A 23,184-nucleotide genomic window follows, 5' to 3' on the forward strand; every position below is an offset into this window, starting at 1 on the left:
ACAGTGAATATGGACAGAGATTTGAGAACCGAGCAGGAAATGGCGACGATCCGGGCCTGGCTCACCGAGACCTACGGCATCGAGGCGAGCCTGTCGCCGCTACCGGGCGAGCACGATCTCAACTATCGCGTCTCCGCCGCCGATGGCCAGGAATACCTGCTGAAACTGCACGCCGCCGGCGATGCGGACGAACTGGACATGCAGGTGGCTGTGCTCGAACACCTCGCGGCCAAGGCATCGGGCCTGCCGGTCTCGAGGGCGTTTTGTGATCGTTCAGGCGGTGTCACCAGCCGGATCGAACTTCGGGGTCCGCGCACCGCACGGCTTCTCTCCTGGCTGCCGGGCGATATCTGGGCGAAGGCGCCGCGGCGCGATACGGCAAGCGCCGAAAGCCTCGGGCGCCTGCTCGCCGGACTTGATCGCAGCCTTGAAGATTTTTCCCATGCCGGTGCCAAGCGGCTCTATGCCTGGGACATCGGCCGCGCCGACATGCACCGCAAGCATGTGGAGCTGATCGGCGGTGACGACAAGCGCGAAGCGGTCGATGCGATCCTCGACCGCTTTGCCGCGGCGGTGCTTCCGCGTCTGGCGTCGTGCCCGATGCAGGTCATTCACAACGACGCCAACGACTATAACGTGCTGCTCGACAAGGACGGAACGGTCAGCGGCCTGCTCGACTTCGGCGATATGGTCGAGACCTGGCGGGTGATCGAGATCGCGGTCGCTTCCGCCTATGCGCTGATCGGGGCTGCCGATCCGGTCGGCACGGTCGCAGCCCTTGCCGGTGCCTACCACCAGGTCAATCCGTTGAGCGAGGCGGAAGTCGAACTGGTCTTCGATCTGGTCATGACCCGCTACGCCGTCAGCATTTGCATGGCGGCAAAGCAGATCCGCGACAATCCCGAAAATACCTATCTGCTCGTCAGCCAGGAGGATGTCTGGCGCGAACTCAATCGCCTGCAGGGCGAAAACCGTGCAATCGCCATCGCGCGCATCCGCGACGCCTGCGGTTTCGCACCGATCCCGCAGGCCGCCGCCGTCGTTCGCTGGCTCGAAAAGAACGCGCATGACTTCGCGCCGATCGTTCAGCCCTCGGTCAAAAAGCCGAAGGTGACGGTGTTCGATTTCTCCGCCTCGGGACCTGAAGCCGCGCAATGGGCAAACCTCGACGCGGCGGAAGCCGAAGCCCGCATCATGGCCCAGATCGGCAGCGAGCGTGCCGCCTTCGGCATCGGTATTTACGGCGAGGATCGCGGCATCTATCAGGGTGACGCTTACGAGACATCGGTCGAGGGCGCACGGCGCTCGGTGCATCTCGGCGTCGACATCTTCGCGCCGGCAGGCGAGCCGGTCTCGGCGCCCTTCGCCGGCACGGTCGCCTTCATTCACGACGACGCGGTCGCCTTTGGTTTCGGTCCGACCGTTCTGCTGGAACACGAGATCGAAAACGGTGTTCGCTTCTGGACGCTTTACGGTCACCTGTCACGCGACAGCGTTGCCAAGCTCACCGACGGGCAGGCGATCGCCAAGGGCGAAGTTTTTGCCACCTTCGGTTCCGCTGACGAAAACGGCAACTGGGCGCCGCATCTGCATTTCCAGGTCGTTACCGATCATCTCGGCCTTGCTGGGCAGATGCACGGCGTCGGCGTGGGTGACCAATGGCAGGTCTGGCGCGAGGTGAGCCCGGATCCGAGCGTCGTGCTTGGCCTTTCGGTTCCGGTCTCGGTGATCGTGCCGCGCGACAAGCAATTCCTGGTCCGAGAGCGTCATCGCCGCATCGGCCGGTCGTTGAGCATCGCCTATAGCGCCACCCCCTTGAAGATCGTTGGCGGCGAGGGCGCGCATCTGATCGACGAGGACGGCACGCGCTGGCTCGACATGGTCAACAATGTCTGCCACGTCGGCCATTGCCACCCGCGCGTCGTCAAGGCAGCGCAGGCGCAGATGAGTAAGCTCAACACCAATTCGCGCTATCTGCACGATTCGTTGGTCGAATACTCCCGTCGGCTCGCCGCGCAGTTCCCGGACCCGCTCAACGTCTGCTTCTTCGTCAATTCCGGCAGCGAGGCGAACGACCTCGCGATCCGCCTGGCGCGTGCCTATACCGGCAACCGCGACATCATCACCGTCGACCACGCCTATCACGGCCATCTGTCGAGCCTGATCGACGTCAGCCCCTACAAGTTCGCCGGCAAGGGCGGCGAGGGGCAGGCGGCGCATGTGAAGGTCGCCGAAATGCCGGATCTCTATCGCGGGCGCTATCGTTATGGCGACGCGGATGCCGGCCGGAAGTATGCCGAGGACGTGCGTAGCCAGGTGGCGGCCCTTGCCGCCGAGGGCCGTCGTCCGGCGCTGTTTTTCAGCGAGGGCATTCTCGGCACCGGCGGTCAGCTGTCGTTGCCGGACGGGTATCTGCGCGAAGCCTATGCGCATGTGCGCGCGGCCGGCGGCCTCTGCCTTGCCGATGAGGTGCAGGTCGGCTTCGGTCGCGTCGGCAGCCACATGTGGGCGCACGAGTTGCAGGGCGTTACGCCCGATATCGTCACCATGGGCAAGCCGATCGGCAACGGCCACCCGATGGCCGCCGTCGTCACGACCGAGGCGATCGCCGCCTCGTTTGCCAACGGCATGGAGTATTTCAACACCTTCGGCGGCAATCCGGTTTCGGCCGAGATCGGCCTTGCGGTGCTCGACGTCATCCGCGACGAGCGGCTGATGCACCATTGCCGCGTCGTCGGCGACCGGCTGATGGACGGCGCACGGGCACTCGCTCAAAAGCACGCGATTATCGGCGATGTCAGGGGGCACGGCCTCTTCAACGGCATCGAGCTGGTGCGCAACCGCGAGACGCTGGAGCCGGCGGCGCGTGAGCTCGATTTCGTCATTGCCGAGATGAAGCGCAAGCACCGCATTCTCTTGAGCAGCGAGGGACCGCACCACAATGTGCTGAAGGTAAAGCCGCCGGCGCCCTTCAGCGCCGAGGATTGCGACCGCTTCCTCAATGCGCTGGACGATACGCTTCAGCGTCTAAGCGTCTGAGACAAAAGACCAAAAACGGCCGCCTCCGGGCGGCCGTTTTGTCATTGCCCGCTGCTCTCAACAGCAAAATCGGATCAATGCTATTTTCCGCTTTACAAGAAAGTTAAACGTTTTTATCGTATATATAAACGTTTAACTTGGTGCTGCAACTCGGCCGATGGCCGTAGCAGTGCTCCGCCGGCAGGGAGGGCCCGTTGGCAGCGATCCGCATCGACAATTTGCGCAAAGGCTTTGGTTCGCTCGAAGTCTTGAAGGGTATCAACCTCGATATCGCCGACGGCGAGTTCGTCTGCTTCCTTGGGCCCTCGGGCTGCGGCAAGAGCACGCTGCTGCGCTCCATCGCCGGCCTCGAGGATCTCGATGGCGGCTCGATCCATCTGGGTGAGCGTGACATCACCGACGTCGCCTCGGCCAAGCGCGATATCGCCATGGTCTTCCAGAACTACGCGCTCTATCCGCACATGAACGTGCGCAAGAACCTGTCCTTCGGCCTAGCCCTGAACGGCATGAAGCGCGACGAGATCGAGCGCCGTGTCGACAACGCTGCCGACATCCTGCGCATCAAGGAACTGCTCGCTCGCAAGCCGCGCCAGCTCTCCGGCGGCCAGCGTCAGCGCGTGGCGATCGGCCGCGCGATCGTGCGTGAGCCGAAGCTCTTCCTGCTCGACGAGCCGCTGTCGAACCTCGATGCCGGGCTTCGCGTCACCATGCGCGTCGAGCTCGCAGCGCTGCACGAGCGCCTCGGCGTGACCATGATCTATGTGACCCACGACCAGGTCGAGGCGATGACGCTGTCTGACCGTGTCGTGGTGCTCGACAAGGGCAAGGTCAGCCAGTTCGGCACGCCGCTCGAACTCTTCTATCAGCCGGCCAACCTGTTCGTCGCCGGCTTCATCGGCTCGCCGCGCATGAACTTCGTGACAACAGAAGTGACATCGCAGGTCGATACGGCGGTGACGCTCAACGGCGGCGGTCTTGCCCATCCGCTCGCGCTCGAAATGCTCTCGGCCACACCGATCGCAAAGCCCAAGGCGGTGACGCTCGGCATTCGTCCGGACAAGATCGAGCTGGTGTCCGCCGAGGAGGGCCATCTTGTCGGCGACGTCCGCCTGGTCGAGCGGCTCGGTACCGAAAGCCACGTCCATATCAGCCTTCAGAATGGTGGCGACATGACCGCGGTCGTGCGCGGCACGCATCCGGTTTCCGCCCGCGAGCGCGTGCATCTGCGTCTGCCGGCCGAGCATTGCCATCTGTTCGACGGCGAGGGCCAGGCGGTTGCGCGGCGTCTCGATGTCGAGACGCAGGCGCTCATCAATCAGGAAAAGGCAAAGCGGGTCGCGTAACCCGAAGGAGGAGGAGAAACATGCTCAACAGGAAGTCGATTATCGGCTCGCTGATGGTTCTGGCGATGGCCGGAACCGCAACGGCCCGCGCGGAAGAGATCTTGCGCTTTGCGACCTGGGACACGGATGAAAGCCTGGCGATCCAGCAGGAAATCGCCAAGAAGTTCGAGGAAAAGCACCCGGGCGTGAAGGTCCAGGTCGAGCCCTACGCAGATGGCTACGATCAGAAGCTGATCGCCGCCTTCGGCGCCGGCAACCCGCCCGATGTCATGTATATGTGGAACTTCCCGCAATACTACACGTCGCTGAAGCCGCTCGACGATCTGATCGCCAAGGATGCGGCCGAGATCAAGCCGGACGATTTCCCGCAAGGCCTGATGAACACGGTTCGTGTCGAGGGCAAGACCTACGGCATGCCCTCGGGCTTCACCACGCAGGTGGTGTTCTACAACAAGGACATGTTCGCCAAGGCCGGCGTCGAGGAGCCGAAGGACGGCTGGACCTGGGACGACCTGCGCGCCAAGGCCGCCAAGTTCCGTGACGAGCCGAACAAGGTTTACGGCTTTGCCGTCGACGCCAAGCCGGATCCGTACGACTTCGAACAGTTCCTCTGGTCGAACGGCACCAAATACATCTCCGACGACGGCAAGAAGATCGACGGCTACATGAACAGCGATGCGGCAGCGCAGGTGCTCGACATGTTCGGCGACATGGCCAAGAAGCAGGAAGCGATCACGCTCAACCTCGGCGACGACACGTCGGGCAGCACGCTCTTCAAGGGCGGCAAGATCGCCATGTTCCAGAGCGCGATGTGGTCGAAGTCCGGCATCGACGCCTCCGGCATCAAATACGGCGTGGCGCCGCTGCCGAAGTTCGGTGACAAGACCGCCCATTCCGCACTCGGCGTCTCGGCCATCTCGATCGCCAAGGATGCGGCCCATCCGGACCTCGCCTGGGAGTTCGTCAAGTTCTTCTCCTCGCCTGAAGCCGTCGCCATGCGCAAGAACGACCTGCCGGTGCGCACGAGCGTCGCGGAAGAAAAGGGCATGACCAAGGACCCTATCTACAAGCCGTTCTTCGACATTCTTGCGACCTCCAACACCGAGACCCACGCGTTCCTGAAGAACGCCAACTGGGGCAAGGTGCAGGACAATCTCGCCCGCGCCATCGAGGCGACGATGATCGACCAGGGCAATGCCAAGCAGCATCTCGACGAGGCGGTCGCCCGCTCGAAGCGGCTGATCAAGTAAGAAAAGGGAGCCCGGGGAGATGGACATGACCTACGCAACAGCCGCAGTGCCGGCAGCGGCCAAGCGCAAGCGCTCGGCTTTCGCCCGCCACATCGCGGCCTATCTGTTCATCTCTCCGTGGATCCTGGGCTTCCTGTTCTTCACGCTCGGCCCGCTCGTCTTCTCGCTGACAATGAGCTTCTACGACTGGCCGGTCGTCGGGGAACGCACGTTCGTCGGGCTCGAGAACTATCGTTCGATGCTGTTCGAGGATCCGCAATTCTGGGAGAGCCTCTGGATCACGGTCAAGTTCGCGGCGATCTACGTGCCGTTCAACATCGTCATGTCGTTCCTTCTGGCGCTGATGCTGCACAACATCACCTTTGCCAGCGGCTTCTTCCGCACCGCCTTCTACCTGCCGAGCGTCATTTCCGGCGTCGCGCTGGTGACGATCTGGAGCTGGATCTACAGCCGGGAATACGGGCTTTTGAACTTCATGCTGTCCTTCGTCGGCATCGAGGGGCCGAACTGGCTCGGCGATCCGAACCTCGCGATCGTCGCCATCATCATCGCCAGCCTCTGGGGTCTTGGCGGCACCATGCTGATCCTGCTCACAGGGCTCAAGGCGATCCCGAAGGAACTCTATGAAGCAGCGACCGTTTCGGGCGTTCCCGGCTGGGCGCAGATGCTGTTCATCACCCTGCCGATGCTTGGGCCGATGCTGCTTTTCACCTTCATCACCTCGATCATCTCCGCTTTCCAGCAACTGACGATCGCGCTGCTCCTGACCAAGGGCGGCCCGCTCGGCTCCACCTATTTCTTCGCCATGTACATCTACGACAACGCCTTCAAGTATTTCGACATGGGTTATGCCGCCGCCGGCTCCTGGGTGATGTTCATCATCGTGTTGCTGCTCAGCCTCGGCGTCATGCGCTGGTCGGCCGCCTGGGTCTATTACGAAGGCGAAGTCCGCGAGAACGATGGAGAACGCAATGCGTAAGACGCTGCTCTATTCCGCGCTGATCCTGCTGTCGGCGCTGTTCATCGCGCCGTTCTACTGGACCTTCATGACAGCGATCAAAAGCTCGGCCGAGCTCTACCAGTTCCCGCCGGTCTTCTGGCCCTCCGAATGGCACTGGGAGAATTTCGCCGCCGCCTGGAACAAGCAGCCCTTCGGCACCTATCTCACCAACTCGCTGATCGTGGTGGTGCTGTCGACGATCGGCCAGTTGATCTCCTCGTCGCTGGTTGCCTATGGCTTTGCCCGTTTCCGCTTCCCCGGCCGCGACCCGCTGTTCATCCTGTTGCTCGCCACCATGATGATCCCGTGGGACGTGAAGATGATCCCGCTCTACATGGAGTTCAACCTGCTCGGCTGGATCAACACGCTGAAGCCTTTGATCGTTCCCGCCTATTTCGCCGATGCCTTCTTCGTGTTCCTTTTGCGCCAGTACATCATGACCGTGCCGATGGAGATCGACGAGGCCGCCCGCATGGACGGCGCCAACGCCTTCGACATCTACTGGCGCATCCATCTGCCGCTGATGATGCCGGCACTGGTGCTGGTCGGCACGTTCCACTTCATGAACGCCTGGAACGACTATCTCGGCCCGTTGATCTTCCTCAACGACCAGTCGAAGTACACGCTGACGCTCGGCCTTTCGATGTTCAAGGGCCTGCACGAGGTGGACGTGACGTCAATCGCCGCGATCACCGTCATCCTCTGCCTGCCGCCGCTGGGCCTCTTCTTCGTCGCTCAGCGCTACATCATGGATGGCGCGGTCGGCTCGTCGGTGAAGGGATAAGGGCATGCTGTTCGATATCGACTTTGTCCCCTTCAGCCGCAGGGGCCGGTTCTTGACGCTCTCGATGATGCGGGTGCCGGGCCGCGATGGCGAGCGGGCGCTTTATCTTCGCCACGTCGCCGGCGGTGACGAGCGGCCGTCGCTCGGCCGCCTCTGCCGCGTCGAGTTTCTCGATGCGGCGGGCGAGACCGTCACGCCCGTGCTCGTGCTTTCCCCGGAACGGCTCGACGCCCGTATCGGTGAGGGCGAGGTCAGCTTCGTCATCGGCGAAGGGGAACGGCTGCATATAACGGGCAAGCGGGCCGGCGTGCTCTTCCATCTCGAAGGGTCGCGCTACGACTATGTCTACCGCACGCCACAAGGTGAGGATTGCCTGGTCGCCGCGGTCGAAAACGTCAAGTTCATTCCGCGCGCGATCGCAGGCGAACTCAAGGTCACCGGCGCCTGGCAGCGCGATCATTCCGAAGACGTGTCCTTCGCCCTCTCGGGCGCTGATATTTTCGAAGGCAATGTGGATTTTTTCCGCACCGTGCCGCCGGCGGATCGGCCCGGCCGATTCGCTGAGGCACTTTCGAATACGACGGCCGAATTCGCCGAATGGCACGAACGCGTCCCCGGCGGTGTCGCCGGTCAGGACGAGGCGCACCGGCTGGCGAGCTATCTGCTCTGGGCGAACGGCGTGCCCGCTGGCGGCGCCTTGACGCGTCCGGCGATCTACATGTCCAAGAACCACATGATCAACATCTGGAGCTGGGACAACGCCTTTTCCGCGCTCGGTGTTGCCGCCTTCGACCAGGATCTCGCCTTCGACCAGTTCGCAGCGATCTTCGACCACCAGGACGCTTCGGGCCTGCTGCCGGATTACATCAACGACCGCGACGTGCTCTTCGCTTTCACCAAGCCGCCGGTGCATGGCTGGGCGGTGTCGCTGACCGCTGCTGCCGATCCGGGCTTCCTGACGGCGGAGCGCAAGGCTTACCTGTGTGGCGCGATCGCCAAGCAGGTGGACTACTGGCTCACCTATGGCCGCAAGGATGCGGTGAGCCTGCCATCCTATTTCCACGGCAACGACAGTGGCTGGGACAACGCCACGTTCTTTGCCGAGGGCGGTCCGGTGATCTCGCCGGACCTGCCAGTCTTCCTGATCCTCGCCTGCGAGACGCTCGCCGATCTTCTCGAAGACGACGCGGACCGCCAGGCGATGTGGCGGCAGAAGGCTGCAGACCTGCAGGCGCTGCTGTTTGAGCGTCTGTGGACCGGAGAGACCTTTGGCGCGCGGCTTGCCGCGGATCCGGAGCGGATACTGCCGGGCGAAAACCTCATCCAGTTCATGCCGCTGCTGCTCGGTACGCGCCTGACGTCCGAGATGCGCGAGAAACTTCTGGCGCGGCTGGTCGCCGGCGGTTTCATCACCGAATGGGGTCCGGCGACCGAAAGCCCGAAGAGTTCCTTCTACGAGGACGACGGTTACTGGCGCGGGCCGATCTGGGCGCCGACGACGATGCTGCTGTGGGACGGTCTGCGCCGGCAAGGGGAGATTGAACTGGCCAACGAGGTCGCGGAAAAGTTCTGTTCACTTGCCAGCAAAAGCGGTATGGCCGAAAACTTCGACGCGCGCTCGGGGAGGGGCCTTCGCGATCGCGCATTCGCGTGGACATCCGCAGTCTATCTTCAGCTGGCGGCATCGCTCAGCCGAACCAAATCTTCGTGATCTAGCAACCCGTGACGAGCAGAACCGCCATGCAGAGACCGACGATCAAGACCATCGCGCAGGAGACGGGGCTTTCCATTGCCACCGTTTCCAAGGCCCTGAAGCATTCGCCTCAGGTTCGCCCGGAGACGCGCGCGATCGTGATCGAGGCGGCGGAGCGCGTCGGCTATGAACTGAACATGCATGGCGTGCAGTTGCGTACCGGCAAGACCTACCAGGTCGCAGCCATCATGACGGCGCCAGGCCCGAAGCAGAATGAATGGGAAGGCGTCGAATACGCCCAGCTCTTGAGCGGCATTTCCTGGGCGCTCGAAGACAGTCCCTATCGCGTCTCGCTCTATGCCGTCCGGAATTTCGAGGAGAGCCAGGCGGTCATCAAGCAGATCGTTTCGCTGAAGAAGGCGGACGGCATCATCATCTCCGGCACGCGCGCCGACGATCCGCGCATCCGCACCATGCAGGCGGCGGATTTCCCGTTTGTCACTTACGGCACCAGCATTCACAATGCGCCGCATGCCTATGTCGATGCCGACAACGAGCAGATGATCCGGGTATCGATGGCGCGGCTGACCGAGCGCGGCCATCGCCGCATCGCGCTGCTCAATCCGCTGTCGGACCTGAGCTACGGCATCACCCGGCTCGAAGCCTACAAACATGCGCTTGAAGTCGCGGGGCTTCCCTACGACCCGGCGCTCGTCGCCCATGGCCGCCTGACGCCGGCCTTCGGCCGGGAAAACGTGCTGACGATGTCCGAGCTCAGCAATGCGCCGACCGCCTATATCTGCGCCAACGAAGCCTCGGCGCTCGGCGCGTTTTCCGGCTTCCACGAGCGTGGCCTGGTGCACGGGCGTGACGCCGTGATCAACGCCACCGACGATCTCAATGTCAGCCAGTATTTCGCGCCGCCGATCACCACCTATTACCTGCCGATCAGCGAGCCGAGCAGCCTGCTCGGCGCCTATATCCTCAGGCGCATGGAGGGCGAGCCGCCGGAGGCGCTGCAGACGCTGCTCATGCCGAACCTGATCGAGCGCTGCGACGACCGCCTGAACCCGAACCGTTGACGAACTTCGCGCCCGCGCAGGGCGCCCATTCATGCCTTTGAATATAAACGTTTATATTTGAGGCCGTACTGACAAAACCCGAGGCCGGACCCAACCGGCCGTAAGACATGACGAAGGACCGTACCCGTGCACATGCCCCTGACGAGATCGAACCGCTTCAACGCCAAAGAGCAGCAGACCGACATGCTGGAACTCGGCGTCTGCTACTATCCGGAGCAGTGGCCGCGCGAAAAATGGGAAGAGGACGCCCGCCGCATGGTCGAGCTCGGCCTTGCCTGGGTGCGCATCGGCGAGTTTGCCTGGGCGAAGATCGAGCCCCGGCCGGGCGAGTTCCACTGGGAATGGCTGGACGACGCGATCGAGGTGCTCGGCAAGGCCGGTCTTAAGGTCATTCTGGGAACGCCGACCGCCGCACCGCCGAAGTGGCTGATCGATCGCTATCCGGATATCCTGCCCGTCGACGTCAAGGGCGTGGTGCGCAAGTTCGGCGCCCGCCGCCACTACTGCTTCTCCAGCCGCCGCTACCGCATCGAGGCGGCGCGCATCTCCGAGGCTATGGCCGAGCGCTATGGCAAGAACATCTTTGTCCATGCCTGGCAGACGGACAACGAGTACGGCGACCACGATACGATCTACAGCTATTCCGACGAGGCGCTGCGCGCTTTCCGTGAATGGCTCGAGGCCCGCTATGGCACGGTCGAGGAGCTGAACCGCGCTTGGGGCACGGCCTTCTGGGCGATGAACTATCTGAGCTTCGCTGAGATTGAGCTTCCGAACAACCTCGTCGAAGAGCCGAGCCCGACCCATATCGTCGACTACATCCGCTTCTCCTCCGACCAGGTGAAGAGCTTCAACAAGGCGCAGGTCGACATCATCCGGAAGCACTCGCCGGGCCGCCCGGTGACGCACAACTTCATGTCGCAGAACACTGATTTCGACCATTACAAGGTCGGCGAGGACATCGATATCGCGTCATGGGACGTCTATCCGATGGGCGGGCTGCTCAACGGCCGTCTCTCGTCGGAAGACAAGGGCCGGTATCTCCGCGTCGGCGATCCCGACCAGCCGGCTTTCAACCACGACCTCTACCGCGCCGTTGGCAACGGTCGCGTCTGGGTGATGGAGCAGCAGCCGGGCCCGGTGAACTGGGCCTCGCACAACCAGTCCCCGGCCGATGGCATGGTCAGGCTCTGGACCTGGCTTGCTTACGCCCATGGTGTCGATATGGTCTCCTATTTCCGCTGGCGGCAGGTGCCGTTTGCGCAAGAGCAGTTCCATGCCGGCCTGCTGCTTCCAAACAGCGAGGCGGACCAGGGCTATCTCGAAGTCGCGCAGGTGGCCGAGGAGATGAAGCGGCTGCCAAAGGGCGAGCGCCGCGAGAAGGCAAAGGTCGCGATCCTGCTCGACTATACGTCCCGCTGGGCCACCCGGGCGCTACCGCAGGGCCGTACTTACCTGGCCTCGCAGATCGCGCTCGACTGGTATTCGACCATCGCTAGGCTCGGCGTCGATGTCGACATCATCGGCCAGCACGCGGATCTCGACGGTTACCAGCTGGTGCTGGCACCCGATCTCGTGATCCCGGATCAGGCCTTTGTCGATAAGCTTGCGGCATCGGGCGCCAAGGTGCTGTTCGGACCGCGCAGTGGCAGCAAGACCAAGGACATGCATATTCCCGAAGGCCTGCCGCCAGGTCCGCTCGCCGCGCTGATCGACCTCAGCGTCGCGCGCGTCGAATCGTTGCCGGAATTCCACACCGAGAGCGTGCTCTATGGCAACGAAACTTATTCGGCCGGTGCCTGGCGCGAGACGGTTCGCAGCAGCGAAACCGTGCTTGCGACCTTCGAGGGCGAGTATCGCAACGGCGCCCCTGCGCTCGTCGGCAACGACAAGGCGCGGTATCTGGCAACCGGCGCCCGCGGCGAATTGCTCGACAAGGTGATCGGCGACGCGCTCGGCTGGGCTTCGGTCGAAGCGCTGGCGGATCTCGGTGATCTGCGCATCACCCGCCGCGGCAAGCTCACCTTCGCTTTCAACTACGGCAAGACCGCCGTGGACGTGCCGGCGTCTGCCAACGCAACCTTCCATGTCGGCGGCCGCAAGCTCGGCCCGGTCGACGTCGCGATCTGGTCGGAGTGATCGGGAGGCGGGCTAAAGCGCCTGCCAGCCCACCGGCTTGCCCCAAAAGCAAAGAGCCCGGCCTTTGAAAAGGTTGGGCTCTTTGCTTTTCAGACGGCAATTGTATCCGTGCTCAGACCCGTTCGAGCGCCACCGCGATGCCCTGGCCGACGCCGATGCACATGGTCGAGAGCGAATAGCGGCCGCCGGTCTCCTGTAGTTCGAGTGCTGCCGTGCCGGTGATGCGGGCGCCGGACATGCCGAGCGGGTGGCCGAGCGCAATCGCACCGCCGTTGCGGTTGACGCGCGGATCGTCGTCGGCAATGCCGAGGTCGCGCAGCGTGGCGAGCCCTTGCGAGGCGAACGCCTCGTTGAGTTCGATGACGTCGAGCTGGGCCTCCGTGAGACCGAGGCGGGCCATCAACTTCTTCGATGCTGGGGCTGGGCCGAAGCCCATGATGCGCGGCGGTACGCCGGCGGTAGCACCGCCGAGGATGCGTGCGATCGGCCGCAAACCGTATTTCTTCGCCGCCGCTTCCGAGGCGATGATCAGTGCCGTCGCGCCGTCATTGACGCCGGAGGCATTGCCGGCCGTCACCGTGCCGCCTTCCTTTTTGAAGGGCGTGCCGAGTTTGGCGAGCGCTTCCATCGTGGTGGCACGCGGGTGCTCGTCGCGGTCAACGATCACGGGCTCGCCTTTTCGCTGCGGGATCGTTACCGAGACGATCTCCTTCGCCAGCCGGCCATTGGCTTGCGCTGCCGCAGCCTTCGCCTGGCTGCGGACGGCGAAGGCATCCTGGTCCTCGCGGCTGACATGGAAATCCGCCGCGACGTTTTCGCCGGTCTCCGGCATCGAGTCGACGCCGTACTGCTTCTTCATGACAGGGTTGACGAAGCGCCAGCCGATGGTCGTGTCGTAGATTTCGGCATTGCGTGAGAAGGCGGTATCGGCCTTCGGCATCACGAAGGGCGCACGCGACATGCTCTCGACCCCGCCGGCGATCATCAGCTCGGCTTCGCCCGACTTGATGGCACGCGCTGCCGCGATCACCGCGTCCATGCCGGAGCCGCAGAGCCGGTTGATCGTCGTGCCGGTGACGCCGACGGGCAGGCCGGCCAGAAGCAGCGACATGCGCGCAACGTTGCGATTGTCCTCTCCCGCCTGGTTGGCGCAGCCGAAGATCACGTCGTCGACGGCGTCCCAATCGACATCGGCATTACGCTCCATCAGCGCGCGAAGTGGGACCGCGCCGAGATCATCGGCTCGGACGGAGGAAAGCGAGCCGCCGAAACGCCCGATCGGCGTGCGGATATAGTCGCAGATGAAAGCCTCGGCCATCACGCAGCCTCCCTGTCGCCCTGGTGGGCCTTCTTGGTGCGGGCGTTGATGTCACGAAGGGTCTTGAGTTCCAGTTCCGTCGGTGCCGGCGTCTCGATCACTTCTTCGGCGAACTTGATGGCCCAGCCGCAATTCTCGACGATCTGCTCGCGCGTCACGCCGGGATGGATCGAGACGACGGTCAGTTCCTTGGTCCGCGGGTCCGGTTCCAGGATGCAGAGATCGGTGATGACGCGCGTCGGTCCCTTGGTTTTCATGCCCAGCCGCTCGCGATGGTCACCGCCTTCGCCATGGCCCATGGAGGTGATGAAGGGGAGCTTCTCGACGAAGCCGCGCTTGGAAAGCGCCATGGTGATGAAGATACGGCCGCAGTTGGAGGCGATCTCCGGGGCGCCGCCGCCGCCGGGCAGACGGACCTTCGGGTGGTCATAGGGGCCGACGACCGTAGTGTTGAGGTTGGCGAACTTGTCGATCTGCGCGCCGCCGAGGAAGCCTGTCGTGATGCGCCCGCCCTGCAGCCAGTAGCGGAACATCTCCGGCACCGAGACGGTGAAAAGGGCCGTGTCGCAAAGCTCGCCGTCGCCGATCGATAGCGGCAGCACGTCCGGCTTGGTGCCGACCGTGCCGCTCTCGTAGATCAGCGTGATGTCAGGCGCATGCGTCAGCCGCGCGACGTTGCAGGCCGCAGACGGCGCGCCGATGCCGACAAAGCAGACGTCATCGTTGGAAAGTGCCCGGGAAGCGGCAATCGTCATCATTTCGGTGGGGGTAAAATCGCTCATCCTATCCTCCCTCAAGCCGCTTTTGGCGGCTTGTTGCCGGCGTGCCTGGCGAAGTCTTCCGGCCTAGCGCCGAGCACGTTTTCCTTGATCCAGGCGGTGAAGCTGTCGCGGTCTCGGGCGATCTCGTCCCAGCCGATATAGAAGGCGTTGGAGCGCGGGTAGTAGCCGTGCGCATAGGACGGGAAGGCGCCGCCCGGAACATGGGCAACCGATGTGACAGCCCAGCTCGGCAGCACGAGGGAATTGGGCGACGGCGGGTTGAGCTCGTCGACGATGTCCTCGACCGTGGCGATCGAGCGCTTGGCGGCAAGAACCGCCTCTTTCTGCACGCCGACGATGCCTTCGATCAGCACATTGCCCTTCCTGTCGGCCCGTTGCGCATGGATGATCGTGACATCGGGGCGGATCGCCGGCACGGCGGCCAGCACCTCGCCGGTGAACGGGCAGGTGACTGACTTGATGTTGGGGTTCACCTTCGGCAGGTCGGCGCCGATGTAGCCGCGCAGCGTCGCAAACGGCAGGTTGGCAGCGCCCGCCTCATAGGCGTTGGCCATGGCGGCGTGGGAATGTTCCTCGATCTCGAGCGGTCGCGGCCACTGGTTTTCGACCGCGTCGCGGAAGCGATGCAGCGAGCCGACGCCCGGATTGCCGCCCCATGAGAACTTCATGCCGCGCGCCGCACCCACGCCGATCAGCTGGTCGTAGAGAATGTCGGGCGTCATGCGCACCAGATAAAGGTCCTTGCGGCCCTGGCGGATCACCTCATGGCCCGCGGCATAGGGGATCAGATGGGTGAAGCCTTCCATGGCGATGGTGTCGCCATCCCTGACATTGTCGCCGACGGCCTCGGCGAGCGAAACGATCTTCGCCATGTTTCCTCTCTTCATCTCAGTGATCTCTTGGCCTTCGTCGCCCGGTAGGCGGCAGGCGCCTTCCTCTTCCGGATGGCAATAAGCGCCGATCGAAAGGCTCGGTCAAATATTTTGTGCGATATTTGACTTTTGTTCGTATATCGCACAAAATTGAACGGCATGATTGGGGAGGCAGGGATGCGGGAAACGGACTTCGTCAGCGGCTTTGCGCGCGGGCTGGCAGTGATCGAGGCCTTCGATGAAACGCGGCCGAAACTGTCGATCGCCGAGGCATCGAAGATCACCGGGCTCGACCGGGCGACGGTGAGGCGATCACTTCTGACACTCTCCGAGCTTGGCTATGCCGACTATGACGGCAAGTTCTTCGCATTGACGCCGAAGATCCTGCGCCTCGGCCATGCCTATCTCTCGGCAACCCCGCTGCCGACGATCATCCAACCCTATCTCGATCAGCTCTCCGACCGCGCCGGCCAGAGTGCCTCGGCCTCGGTGCTGGACGGGACCGAGATCGTCTACATCGCCCGCGCCTCCCAGAAGCGCGTGATGTCGATCAACCTGACGACGGGCTCGCGCCTGCCGGCCTATTGCGCGTCCATGGGGAGGGTGTGGCTCGCAGCACTTCCGGATAACGAGGCGCGCGAGATCCTTTCGCGCTCGAACCTCAAGGCGAACACGCCCTATACGAAGACGGATCCCGAAGACCTCGTTGCCGAATTCCGCCGCGTGCGCGACCAGGGCTATGCGCTGATCGACCAGGAACTGGAACTCGGCCTTTGTTCCATCGCGGTGCCGCTCGAAAACGATCGTGGCCGGATCGTTGCAGCACTCAACATCGGCGCACCGGCAGCGCACGTGGCCGCGGCCGAGATGGTGGAGCGCTACCTTCCGCTGTTGAAGGAGACCCAGGCCGCCTTGCGTGTAGTGCTAAGGTAGCAGCTTCCAGCGTCGGCGCTTGATGTCTTGCACGCGCGGTGTGGATACGAAAGCGGTAGGATCCGTGCCAGCACCGCAAGGCCTAGTGCGCCTTGCCGCGCCGGCCCCGATGGTCGAAGCGGCCAGCGACGGACCTCGGAGATCTCGGCGCGCGCCCTTGGCCGGCAACATGTCTCGCGGCCAGGCAGGTCCCCTACGCTTCATGCCGTGGATGGTTTGGCGGTGTTCGTCTCACCGGCAAGAACCGGTCTGGGAAGCTGGAACGCGCGAAACCGACCCAAAAATGTTTCCGTGAGGCAATGCAGTTTAGGCTTGCATTTGTTTTCCCCCCAAATTCAAGTGGTCGCGCGGGTGGATGTCGACGGCGAAGAACGCCGACACTGGACGATGGAGGGGGCCATCGCACCGCGAGAACCGGATATTTTGTCGAATTTTGCCCACGGCCGCCTCTCGGTCACGTCTGGCTTTACTGCCACTGTTACGACCCGATTGCCGGGAAACCCGAAATTTTACTGAGCGATTCCTTTTCGCCTTTACCTATCGAGCGTCATGAATGAGCAATTGCACCCGTCCGATCATTCGATAGGCCTACCGCCCTACGAACTGATCGCGACGAACGAGCCGCCTTGCCCTGCCGTGGGGCAACCCACGCACGACTGGGCCTATCTGGCTGCCACCCACCTCATCGGTTCGCCGGCCAAAACGGCGATCGCCGCGATCCTGGAGGAAACCGGCAAGCTTGCCGGCGCCGACCGGGCGTGGATGTTCGAATACAGCGACGATCTTCTGCGTTTCCGCAACACCGACGAATGGGTGCGAGGCGGGGTGTCGTCGCATGTCGATGACCTGCAGCAGTCGCCGGTGACGATGATCGGCTGGCTGCATCAGTGGCTGGTGGCCGGCAAGGCAGTCATGATCAACGATGTCGCAAGGCTACCGCGTCCGGCGCGGGCGCTTCAGGCGGAAATGCTTCGCCAGAACGACAAGAGCGTTCTTTGCGTCCCGGTCTTTCAAAAGGGCAGGTTGCGTGGCTGTATTGGTTTCGATGCAACGAGGGCGTTGCGTCGGTGGCCGATCGAAGAAATCCACCAGCTCGTCCGCTGTGCAAAGCTGATCGGGATCGCACGCTATGGGCGCACGCGGACGGATGGCGGCCGGGACGATGCGGGTGCCATTCCGTCCGCCGAGACCGACCCGGTCGTCCACCTGCATATGCCGGGACGCACCCGCGGCGTGCCGCTGTCTGCGATCGTCGGGCTTCGCTCCGCCAAGGACTACACCCAGATCTGGCTGAAGGACGAAGCCGCGGTCCTGGATCTTCGTCCGCTTTCATTCTGGATCGGCCTGCTGCCCAAGGCGAACTTCCTGCGCATCCATCGGACGGCGGTGATCAACCTGGCGCATGTGACCGAGCTCGACCGTCATTCCGGTCCGACGAAACAGGCATGGGCCGTGCGTCTGCGCAGGGCAGGCGAAACCTGGACCGTATCCCGCCCTTACAGGCAGGAATTGCGCAGTCGTCTCGGCATCTGAGATTTTCCACAGTGGCTGATATCGCGGTTTGTCGTTTCGTCGAACCCGTAGGTTGCTTCGTCGATAAGGCGTTGTCGCTGTAGAGTTGTCGTGTCAGCCAGCACCCTGGAGAATTTTAGGGTGCGGGGCGGAGGGCAAGCCTTTGAAAAAAATCAATTGTCAGAATCAGGGCTTGGGAAGCGGGCATGAGAGCGAAGAGCGCAACGACCGGCGGTCGCCGTCGCGTCGGTCTGCAGCCGGCCGCCAGCGTTCGCTGATGAGCAGCACCGCTCTGTGGTTGTTCACAGCCTCCGGTATTGCTCTCGGTATGGTCGCGGCCGCGCCGCTGGCGCATGCTGGAGGCAAGGGCGGCACCGGTGGCAGTTCGGGCGGCGCAGGCGGCAGTGTCGACGGAAATCTGCAGGGAACGCCCGGCAGCGATGCGACTGCTTCCGGAAATGGCGGCGGTGGCGGCGGGCCGGGTGCGGCCGGTGGCGCGGGCAGCCAGGTCGGTGCCGGGGTTGGCGGCACGGGCGGTGCCGGTGGTGCCGCCGGCAGCCCGAACGGAGCAATGGGTGGAAACGGCATCGGCAATGGCGGCGATTTCGGCGGCGGCGCGGGTGGCGGCGGCGGTGCGCATGGCAGCGTCGGCAATGTCGCTGGCCGCGGTGGCGAGGGCGGCGGGTCTCCGAACGGGGACGGCGGTGGTGGCGGCGCCGGCGGATATGGCCGTATTGTTGCCGCCGGTGGAACGGATAGCATAACGGGACCGGCCATATCAGGCGGGCGGGGCGGACACGGCGGTGCCGGCGGGGCAGCGTCAGGGGCCATCGGTATTGGTGGCAGTGGCGGTGACGGCGGCGACGGCGCGGCACTTGTCAGCGGCGGCACATTGACGGTGAACACAAACGTCACGGGCGGCAACGGCGGCAACGCCGGCGCCGGCGGTTATATGCTTGAAAAGTTCAATGGCGATGGCGGTCACGGCATCAGCGCCTTGGATGGTGGCACTGTGATCGTCAACGGTAGCGTGACGGGTGGTGTTGCCGGAACCGGTGGAACCGGCGGCGCCCACGGTGCCGGCGTTTTCGGTCGAAACCTGGACGTGACCCTGGGCGCATCAGGCGCGATCATCGGCGGAAACGGCGGGACCGCAAATGCGCTGACGCTCGACGGTGGCGCAAACACGCTTCGATTTTCCACGGCGACCCCAAGCCTCTCCGGCAACATCGCGATCAACAACTCCGGAAGTCTGACGCTCGATCAGACCGGCGCCAGCCGCATCAACAACGTGATCACCGGCAACGGCTCGCTGATCAAGTCCGGCAGCGGCACGCTGACGCTGACGGGCATGAACACCTACACCGGTGCGACGAGCATCGCGGCTGGCGGCACGCTGGTGCTGTCCGGCCAGGGCCGTATCAACGCCTCCAGCGGCTTGACGGCCGACGGCATCTTCGACGTTTCCGCGGCAGCCTCCGCACAGGTGAAGTCGCTGGCCGGCAGCGGGCAGGTGGTGCTCGGAACTCAATATCTGACCATCCACAACGCCACCGGCACATTCTCGGGGATCGCAACGGGCACCGGCGGCATCAACGTCATGGCTGGCACGCAGGTTTTGACCGGCGCCAACACCTTTACGGGCAGCGCGGGTACCAATGTCGGCGCGACGCTGCAGATCGGCGACGGCGGCACGGGTGGCTCGCTCGTCTCGAACATCAATAATGGCGGCGCGCTGATCTTCAACCGGTCCGACAATGTGACCTATGGCGGCGAGATCACCGGCAACGGCACATTCTCGCAGATCGGCAGCGGCACGCTGACACTGACGTACAACAACAGTACGCGCGCGCCGGTTACGATCGGTTCGGGCAGCACGTTGCAGCTCGGCAACGGCGGCACGACCGGCTGGATCGGCGGCACCAACAATTTTGTCGGCTCGATCACCAACAACGGGGCGCTGATCTACAACCGGTCGAACAATGTCAGCTACACCGGCAAGATCACCGGCTCGGGTACGCTCTCGCAGGCCGGCACGGGCAGGCTGACCCTGACGGGCGACAGCTCGTTGTTCTCCGGTGCAACGTCGGTGACGTCCGGCACGACCTATGTCAACGGCCAGCTTGGCGGCAACGTCAATGTCGGCTCCGGCGGCACACTCGGCGGGTCGGGCAGGATCGGCGGCAACGTCGTCGTCGACGGTACGCTGTCGGCCGGCAACAGCCCGGGTACGATAACGGTTGGCGGCAACCTGACGCTCAGCGGTGGCTCTTCATCGGTCTTCGAGCTGAATACGCCCGGCCTCGTCGGCAGTGCGGCCGGCAACGATCTGGTGAAGGTCGGCGGCAACCTGACGCTCGGCGGCGCGCTGAACGCCCAGGTAGCGTCGGCCGGCTACTACCGGCTGTTCGAGTATGACGGCGCGCTGTCGGGCAGCTTTGCGACGACGGCCGCGACATCGACGGCTCCTGGCTTCACTGTTGCCAGCCATCAGGTCCAGACGGGGATTGCTAGCCAAGTCAATCTGTCGGTGCTCGGCGCCGGCCAGACGATGCACTTCTGGGACGGCGCGGACACAACGGGCAACGGCACCGTCAACGGCGGCACCGGCACCTGGACATCGGGTGGCACCAACTGGACCGGTGCACCGGGGCGCGCCAACATCAACGGCAGCTTCGGCGGATCGGTCGGCGTTTTTGCTGGCGCCACCGGCGGCACCGTCAATGTCGTCGGCACGCAGAGCTTCGACACGCTGCAGTTTTCCGCGACGAACGACGGTAGCGGCTACACCATCAATGGCGGCGTGCTGAGCTTCAATCCTGCAAGCGGCACGGCGGCGACGATCAATGTCGGCAACGGTGTTGCCACTACGATCGGCTCGGTGCTGCGGGATGGCGGAACCGGAACCGGGCTCAACAAGGTCGGCAACGGCACGCTGACGTTGACGGGCATGAACACCTATACCGGCGCGACGTCGATCGCCGCGGGCGGCACGCTCGCGCTTTCGGGCCAGGGCCGGATCAACGCTTCGAGCGGCCTGACGGCCAACGGCACCTTCGACGTTTCGGCGGCGGCCTCGGCGCAGGTCAAGTCGCTTGCCGGCAGCGGTCAGGTGGTGCTCGGCAGCAAGACGCTCATCATCAACAACGCCACGGGCACGTTCTCGGGCGCGATCACCGGCGCAGGCGGCATCTCGGTCGGTGCCGGCACGCAGGTGCTGAGCGGTGCCAACACCTTTACTGGCGGCGCCGGCATCTCATCCGGCGCGACGCTGCAGGTCGGCGATGGCGGTGCGGGCGGTTCGCTCGCATCCAACGTCACCAACTACGGCACCCTCGTCTTCAACAGTTCGGCCAATTCGACCTATGCCGGCTCGATCAGTGGTCCTGGCTCGTTCTCGCAGATCGGCACGGGCACGCTGACGCTGACGGCCAACAACAGCACGTCCGGTGCGGTGACGGTGGGTACCGGCAGCACGTTGCAACTCGGCAACGGCGGCACGACCGGCTGGATCGGCGGCAGCGGCAAATTCGTTGGTTCGATCACCAACGACGGCGCGCTGATCTACAATCGTTCGAATGACGTGACCTATGCCGGTGCGGTCTCGGGCAGCGGCACGCTGACCCAGGCGGGCACGGGCAAGCTGACCTTGACGGGTATCAATACCTTCACCGGTGCGACCAACATTGCGTCGGGTGACCTGATCGTCAACGGCTCTCTGGCGAACTCCAGCTTGACCACCATCCAGCGCGGGGCGCGTCTCGGCGGCACTGGCACGCTTGGCAACACGACCGTCCAGGCTGGCGGCGTCCATGCTCCGGGCAATTCGATCGGAACGCAGACGATCGCCGGGAATTACACCAACAACGGCGTGCTGCAGATCGAAGGCACGCCCGCGGCCACCGACAAGCTGGTCGTATCGGGCAACGTCGATATCTCCGGCGCGACCCTTGATCTCCTCCTCTCCCCCAACACGGCGGCGAGCTGGAACCCGGTCAACGGCCCGTTCATCCTGATCGACAAGACGAGTTCCGGGGCGATCACCGGCACGTTTGCGTCGATCGTCGACAATTTGGTGTTCCTCGATCCGACCGTCGATTACAGCGGCGGCGACGGCAACGACCTGTCGCTCCAGCTGACCCGCAACGATCTCAGCTTTGCCAGCGTCGCCCAGACTCGCAACCAGATCGCCACCAGTGGTGGGATCGACCGTCTCGGCATGGGCAATCCCATCTTCAACGCGGTCGCCTTTGCCGCAACGCCAGAAGCGGCGCGCAGGGCCTTCGATCTGCTTTCGGGCGAAGTGCACAGCTCGTTCCAGTCGATCCTGATCGAGGACAGCCGGTTCCTGCGCGATGCCGCGAACGATCGCCTGCGCAGCGTGCTCGGCACGGTGGCGGCGAAGCAATCGAGCGAGATCACCGGCGCGATCGACAGCGGTGAACTTGCGCTCTGGAGCCAGGGCTTCGGTTCCTGGGGACGGATCGACGGTGACGGCAATGCCGCCAAGGCGGATCGCTCCATCGGCGGCTTTTTCGTCGGTGCCGATACGCAGGTTGACGAATGGACCGTCGGCGCGCTTGCCGGTTACTCGCGGTCCTCGATGGACATCGACGCGCGGTTCTCGTCGGCAACCTCCGACAACTATCATATCGGGATCTATGCTGGCGGACGTTGGGGCGATGCGTCGCTGAGGACCGGCGCCGCCTATAGCTGGCACGATATCGAGACAAGCCGCACCGTTTCGTTCCCGGGCTTCACGGACAGCCTTTCTGCCGACTACAGCGCCGGGACAGGCCAGGTCTTTGGCGAGTTCGCCTATGCCTTCCAGGCCGGGTCGGTCGATCTGGAGCCGTTTGCCAACCTGGCCTATGTGCATCTCAACCGCGACGGCTTTGTCGAGCGGGGTGGCGCTGCCGCTCTCATCGGCAAGGACGCTTCGCAGGACACGACGTTCACGACCCTTGGCCTGCGCGCAGCGTCGAGCTTCGACCTTGGCGGCGTGCTGGCGACGGCCCGCGGCACCATCGGCTGGAGACATGCCTTCGGTGACACCTTGCCGCTGTCGTCGAACGGCTTCTCGACGGCGAGCACGTTTGCCATCGCCGGTGTCCCGATCGCCGAGAATTCTGCGGTGATCGAAGCCGGCCTTGATTTCGCCGTCGCGCCGGAGGCGACCCTCGGCTTGACCTACACAGGCCAATTCGGCGGCGGCGTCAGCGACCAGAGCGTCAAGGCAAATCTGAGCGTCAAGTTCTGATTGAACGCAGTCGCGCCAAACGCCCGCCTGTCCGGGTCATGGGTGACCTTGGCAGGCGGCCGTTTGGCGTTTCAAGGCTGGTTTTGACGTGCGCATGGATGTGGCATGCCGGAGGCCAACGCGTCCAAGCTTCGCCCGCTCCGCACGTCGCCACGACGGAGGTGGCCGAGCGCTATC

14 protein-coding genes are annotated in these 23,184 nt (G+C 63.9%); 11 read left to right on the top strand and 3 right to left on the bottom strand.

Features of this window, described 5'->3' with window-relative positions; all coding sequences use genetic code 11:
• Positions 1-9: 9 nt before the first annotated feature.
• From JVX98_RS06470 to JVX98_RS06505, 8 genes are all read left to right on the top strand, one after another.
• A complete protein-coding gene (locus tag JVX98_RS06470) occupies positions 10-3,039 on the top strand; it encodes an aminotransferase class III-fold pyridoxal phosphate-dependent enzyme (protein ID WP_205236207.1) in 3,030 nt (1,009 codons plus the stop codon).
• A gap of 194 nt (positions 3,040-3,233) precedes the next feature.
• The gene (locus JVX98_RS06475) at positions 3,234-4,382 is read left to right on the top strand and encodes an ABC transporter ATP-binding protein (RefSeq protein ID WP_205236208.1); all 1,149 of its coding nucleotides are present in this window, start codon (positions 3,234-3,236) and stop codon (positions 4,380-4,382) included.
• A 20-nt stretch (positions 4,383-4,402) separates the two neighbouring features.
• Positions 4,403-5,632, top strand: a complete 1,230-nt coding sequence (locus tag JVX98_RS06480; RefSeq protein ID WP_192450389.1) for a sugar ABC transporter substrate-binding protein — start codon at positions 4,403-4,405, stop codon at positions 5,630-5,632.
• Positions 5,633-5,657: 25 nt separating this feature from the next.
• On the top strand, positions 5,658-6,611 hold the full coding sequence (locus tag JVX98_RS06485; RefSeq protein ID WP_246764812.1) for a carbohydrate ABC transporter permease: 954 nt from the start codon (positions 5,658-5,660) through the stop codon (positions 6,609-6,611).
• Positions 6,604-7,416: a carbohydrate ABC transporter permease gene (locus JVX98_RS06490; RefSeq protein WP_205236210.1), complete on the top strand. Its 813-nt coding sequence runs from the start codon at positions 6,604-6,606 to the stop codon at positions 7,414-7,416. The genes JVX98_RS06485 and JVX98_RS06490 overlap by 8 nt, the downstream gene beginning before the upstream one ends.
• Positions 7,417-7,420: 4 nt before the next feature.
• Positions 7,421-9,127, top strand: coding sequence for an amylo-alpha-1,6-glucosidase (locus JVX98_RS06495; protein WP_205236212.1), 1,707 nt, complete (start codon positions 7,421-7,423; stop codon positions 9,125-9,127).
• A gap of 29 nt (positions 9,128-9,156) precedes the next feature.
• Complete coding sequence (locus JVX98_RS06500) at positions 9,157-10,191, top strand: LacI family DNA-binding transcriptional regulator (protein WP_192450395.1); 1,035 nt, start codon at positions 9,157-9,159, stop codon at positions 10,189-10,191.
• A 126-nt stretch (positions 10,192-10,317) separates the two neighbouring features.
• The gene (locus tag JVX98_RS06505; RefSeq protein ID WP_246764813.1) at positions 10,318-12,330 is read left to right on the top strand and encodes a beta-galactosidase; all 2,013 of its coding nucleotides are present in this window, start codon (positions 10,318-10,320) and stop codon (positions 12,328-12,330) included.
• A 112-nt stretch (positions 12,331-12,442) separates the two neighbouring features.
• Here JVX98_RS06505 and pcaF read toward each other — a convergent pair whose 3' ends face one another.
• Genes pcaF through JVX98_RS06520 form a run of 3 tightly spaced genes read right to left on the bottom strand, consistent with a single transcriptional unit; the run spans position 12,443 to position 15,302 of the window.
• Entirely contained in the window at positions 12,443-13,648 is a 1,206-nt protein-coding gene (gene pcaF, locus JVX98_RS06510) for a 3-oxoadipyl-CoA thiolase (RefSeq protein ID WP_205236214.1), read from the bottom strand.
• Positions 13,648-14,430 (bottom strand): CoA-transferase subunit beta, encoded by a 783-nt coding sequence (locus JVX98_RS06515; RefSeq protein WP_205236215.1) that lies wholly within the window; start codon positions 14,428-14,430, stop codon positions 13,648-13,650. The genes pcaF and JVX98_RS06515 overlap by 1 nt, the downstream gene beginning before the upstream one ends.
• Positions 14,431-14,441: 11 nt before the next feature.
• A complete protein-coding gene (locus JVX98_RS06520) occupies positions 14,442-15,302 on the bottom strand; it encodes a CoA transferase subunit A (RefSeq protein WP_205236217.1) in 861 nt (286 codons plus the stop codon).
• 177 nt (positions 15,303-15,479) lie between these two features.
• On the opposite strand from JVX98_RS06520, the gene JVX98_RS06525 reads away from it, so the two are divergent.
• From JVX98_RS06525 to JVX98_RS06535, 3 genes are all read left to right on the top strand, one after another.
• Complete coding sequence (locus tag JVX98_RS06525; RefSeq protein ID WP_205236218.1) at positions 15,480-16,235, top strand: IclR family transcriptional regulator; 756 nt, start codon at positions 15,480-15,482, stop codon at positions 16,233-16,235.
• Between the two features lie 636 nt (positions 16,236-16,871).
• The gene (locus JVX98_RS06530) at positions 16,872-17,768 is read left to right on the top strand and encodes a GAF domain-containing DNA-binding protein (RefSeq protein WP_205236219.1); all 897 of its coding nucleotides are present in this window, start codon (positions 16,872-16,874) and stop codon (positions 17,766-17,768) included.
• A 256-nt stretch (positions 17,769-18,024) separates the two neighbouring features.
• Complete coding sequence (locus JVX98_RS06535; protein WP_205236220.1) at positions 18,025-23,007, top strand: autotransporter domain-containing protein; 4,983 nt, start codon at positions 18,025-18,027, stop codon at positions 23,005-23,007.
• The last annotated feature ends 177 nt before the right edge of the window (positions 23,008-23,184 follow it).

Source organism: Ensifer sp. PDNC004, assembly GCF_016919405.1.
Lineage (GTDB): Bacteria > Pseudomonadota > Alphaproteobacteria > Rhizobiales > Rhizobiaceae > Ensifer.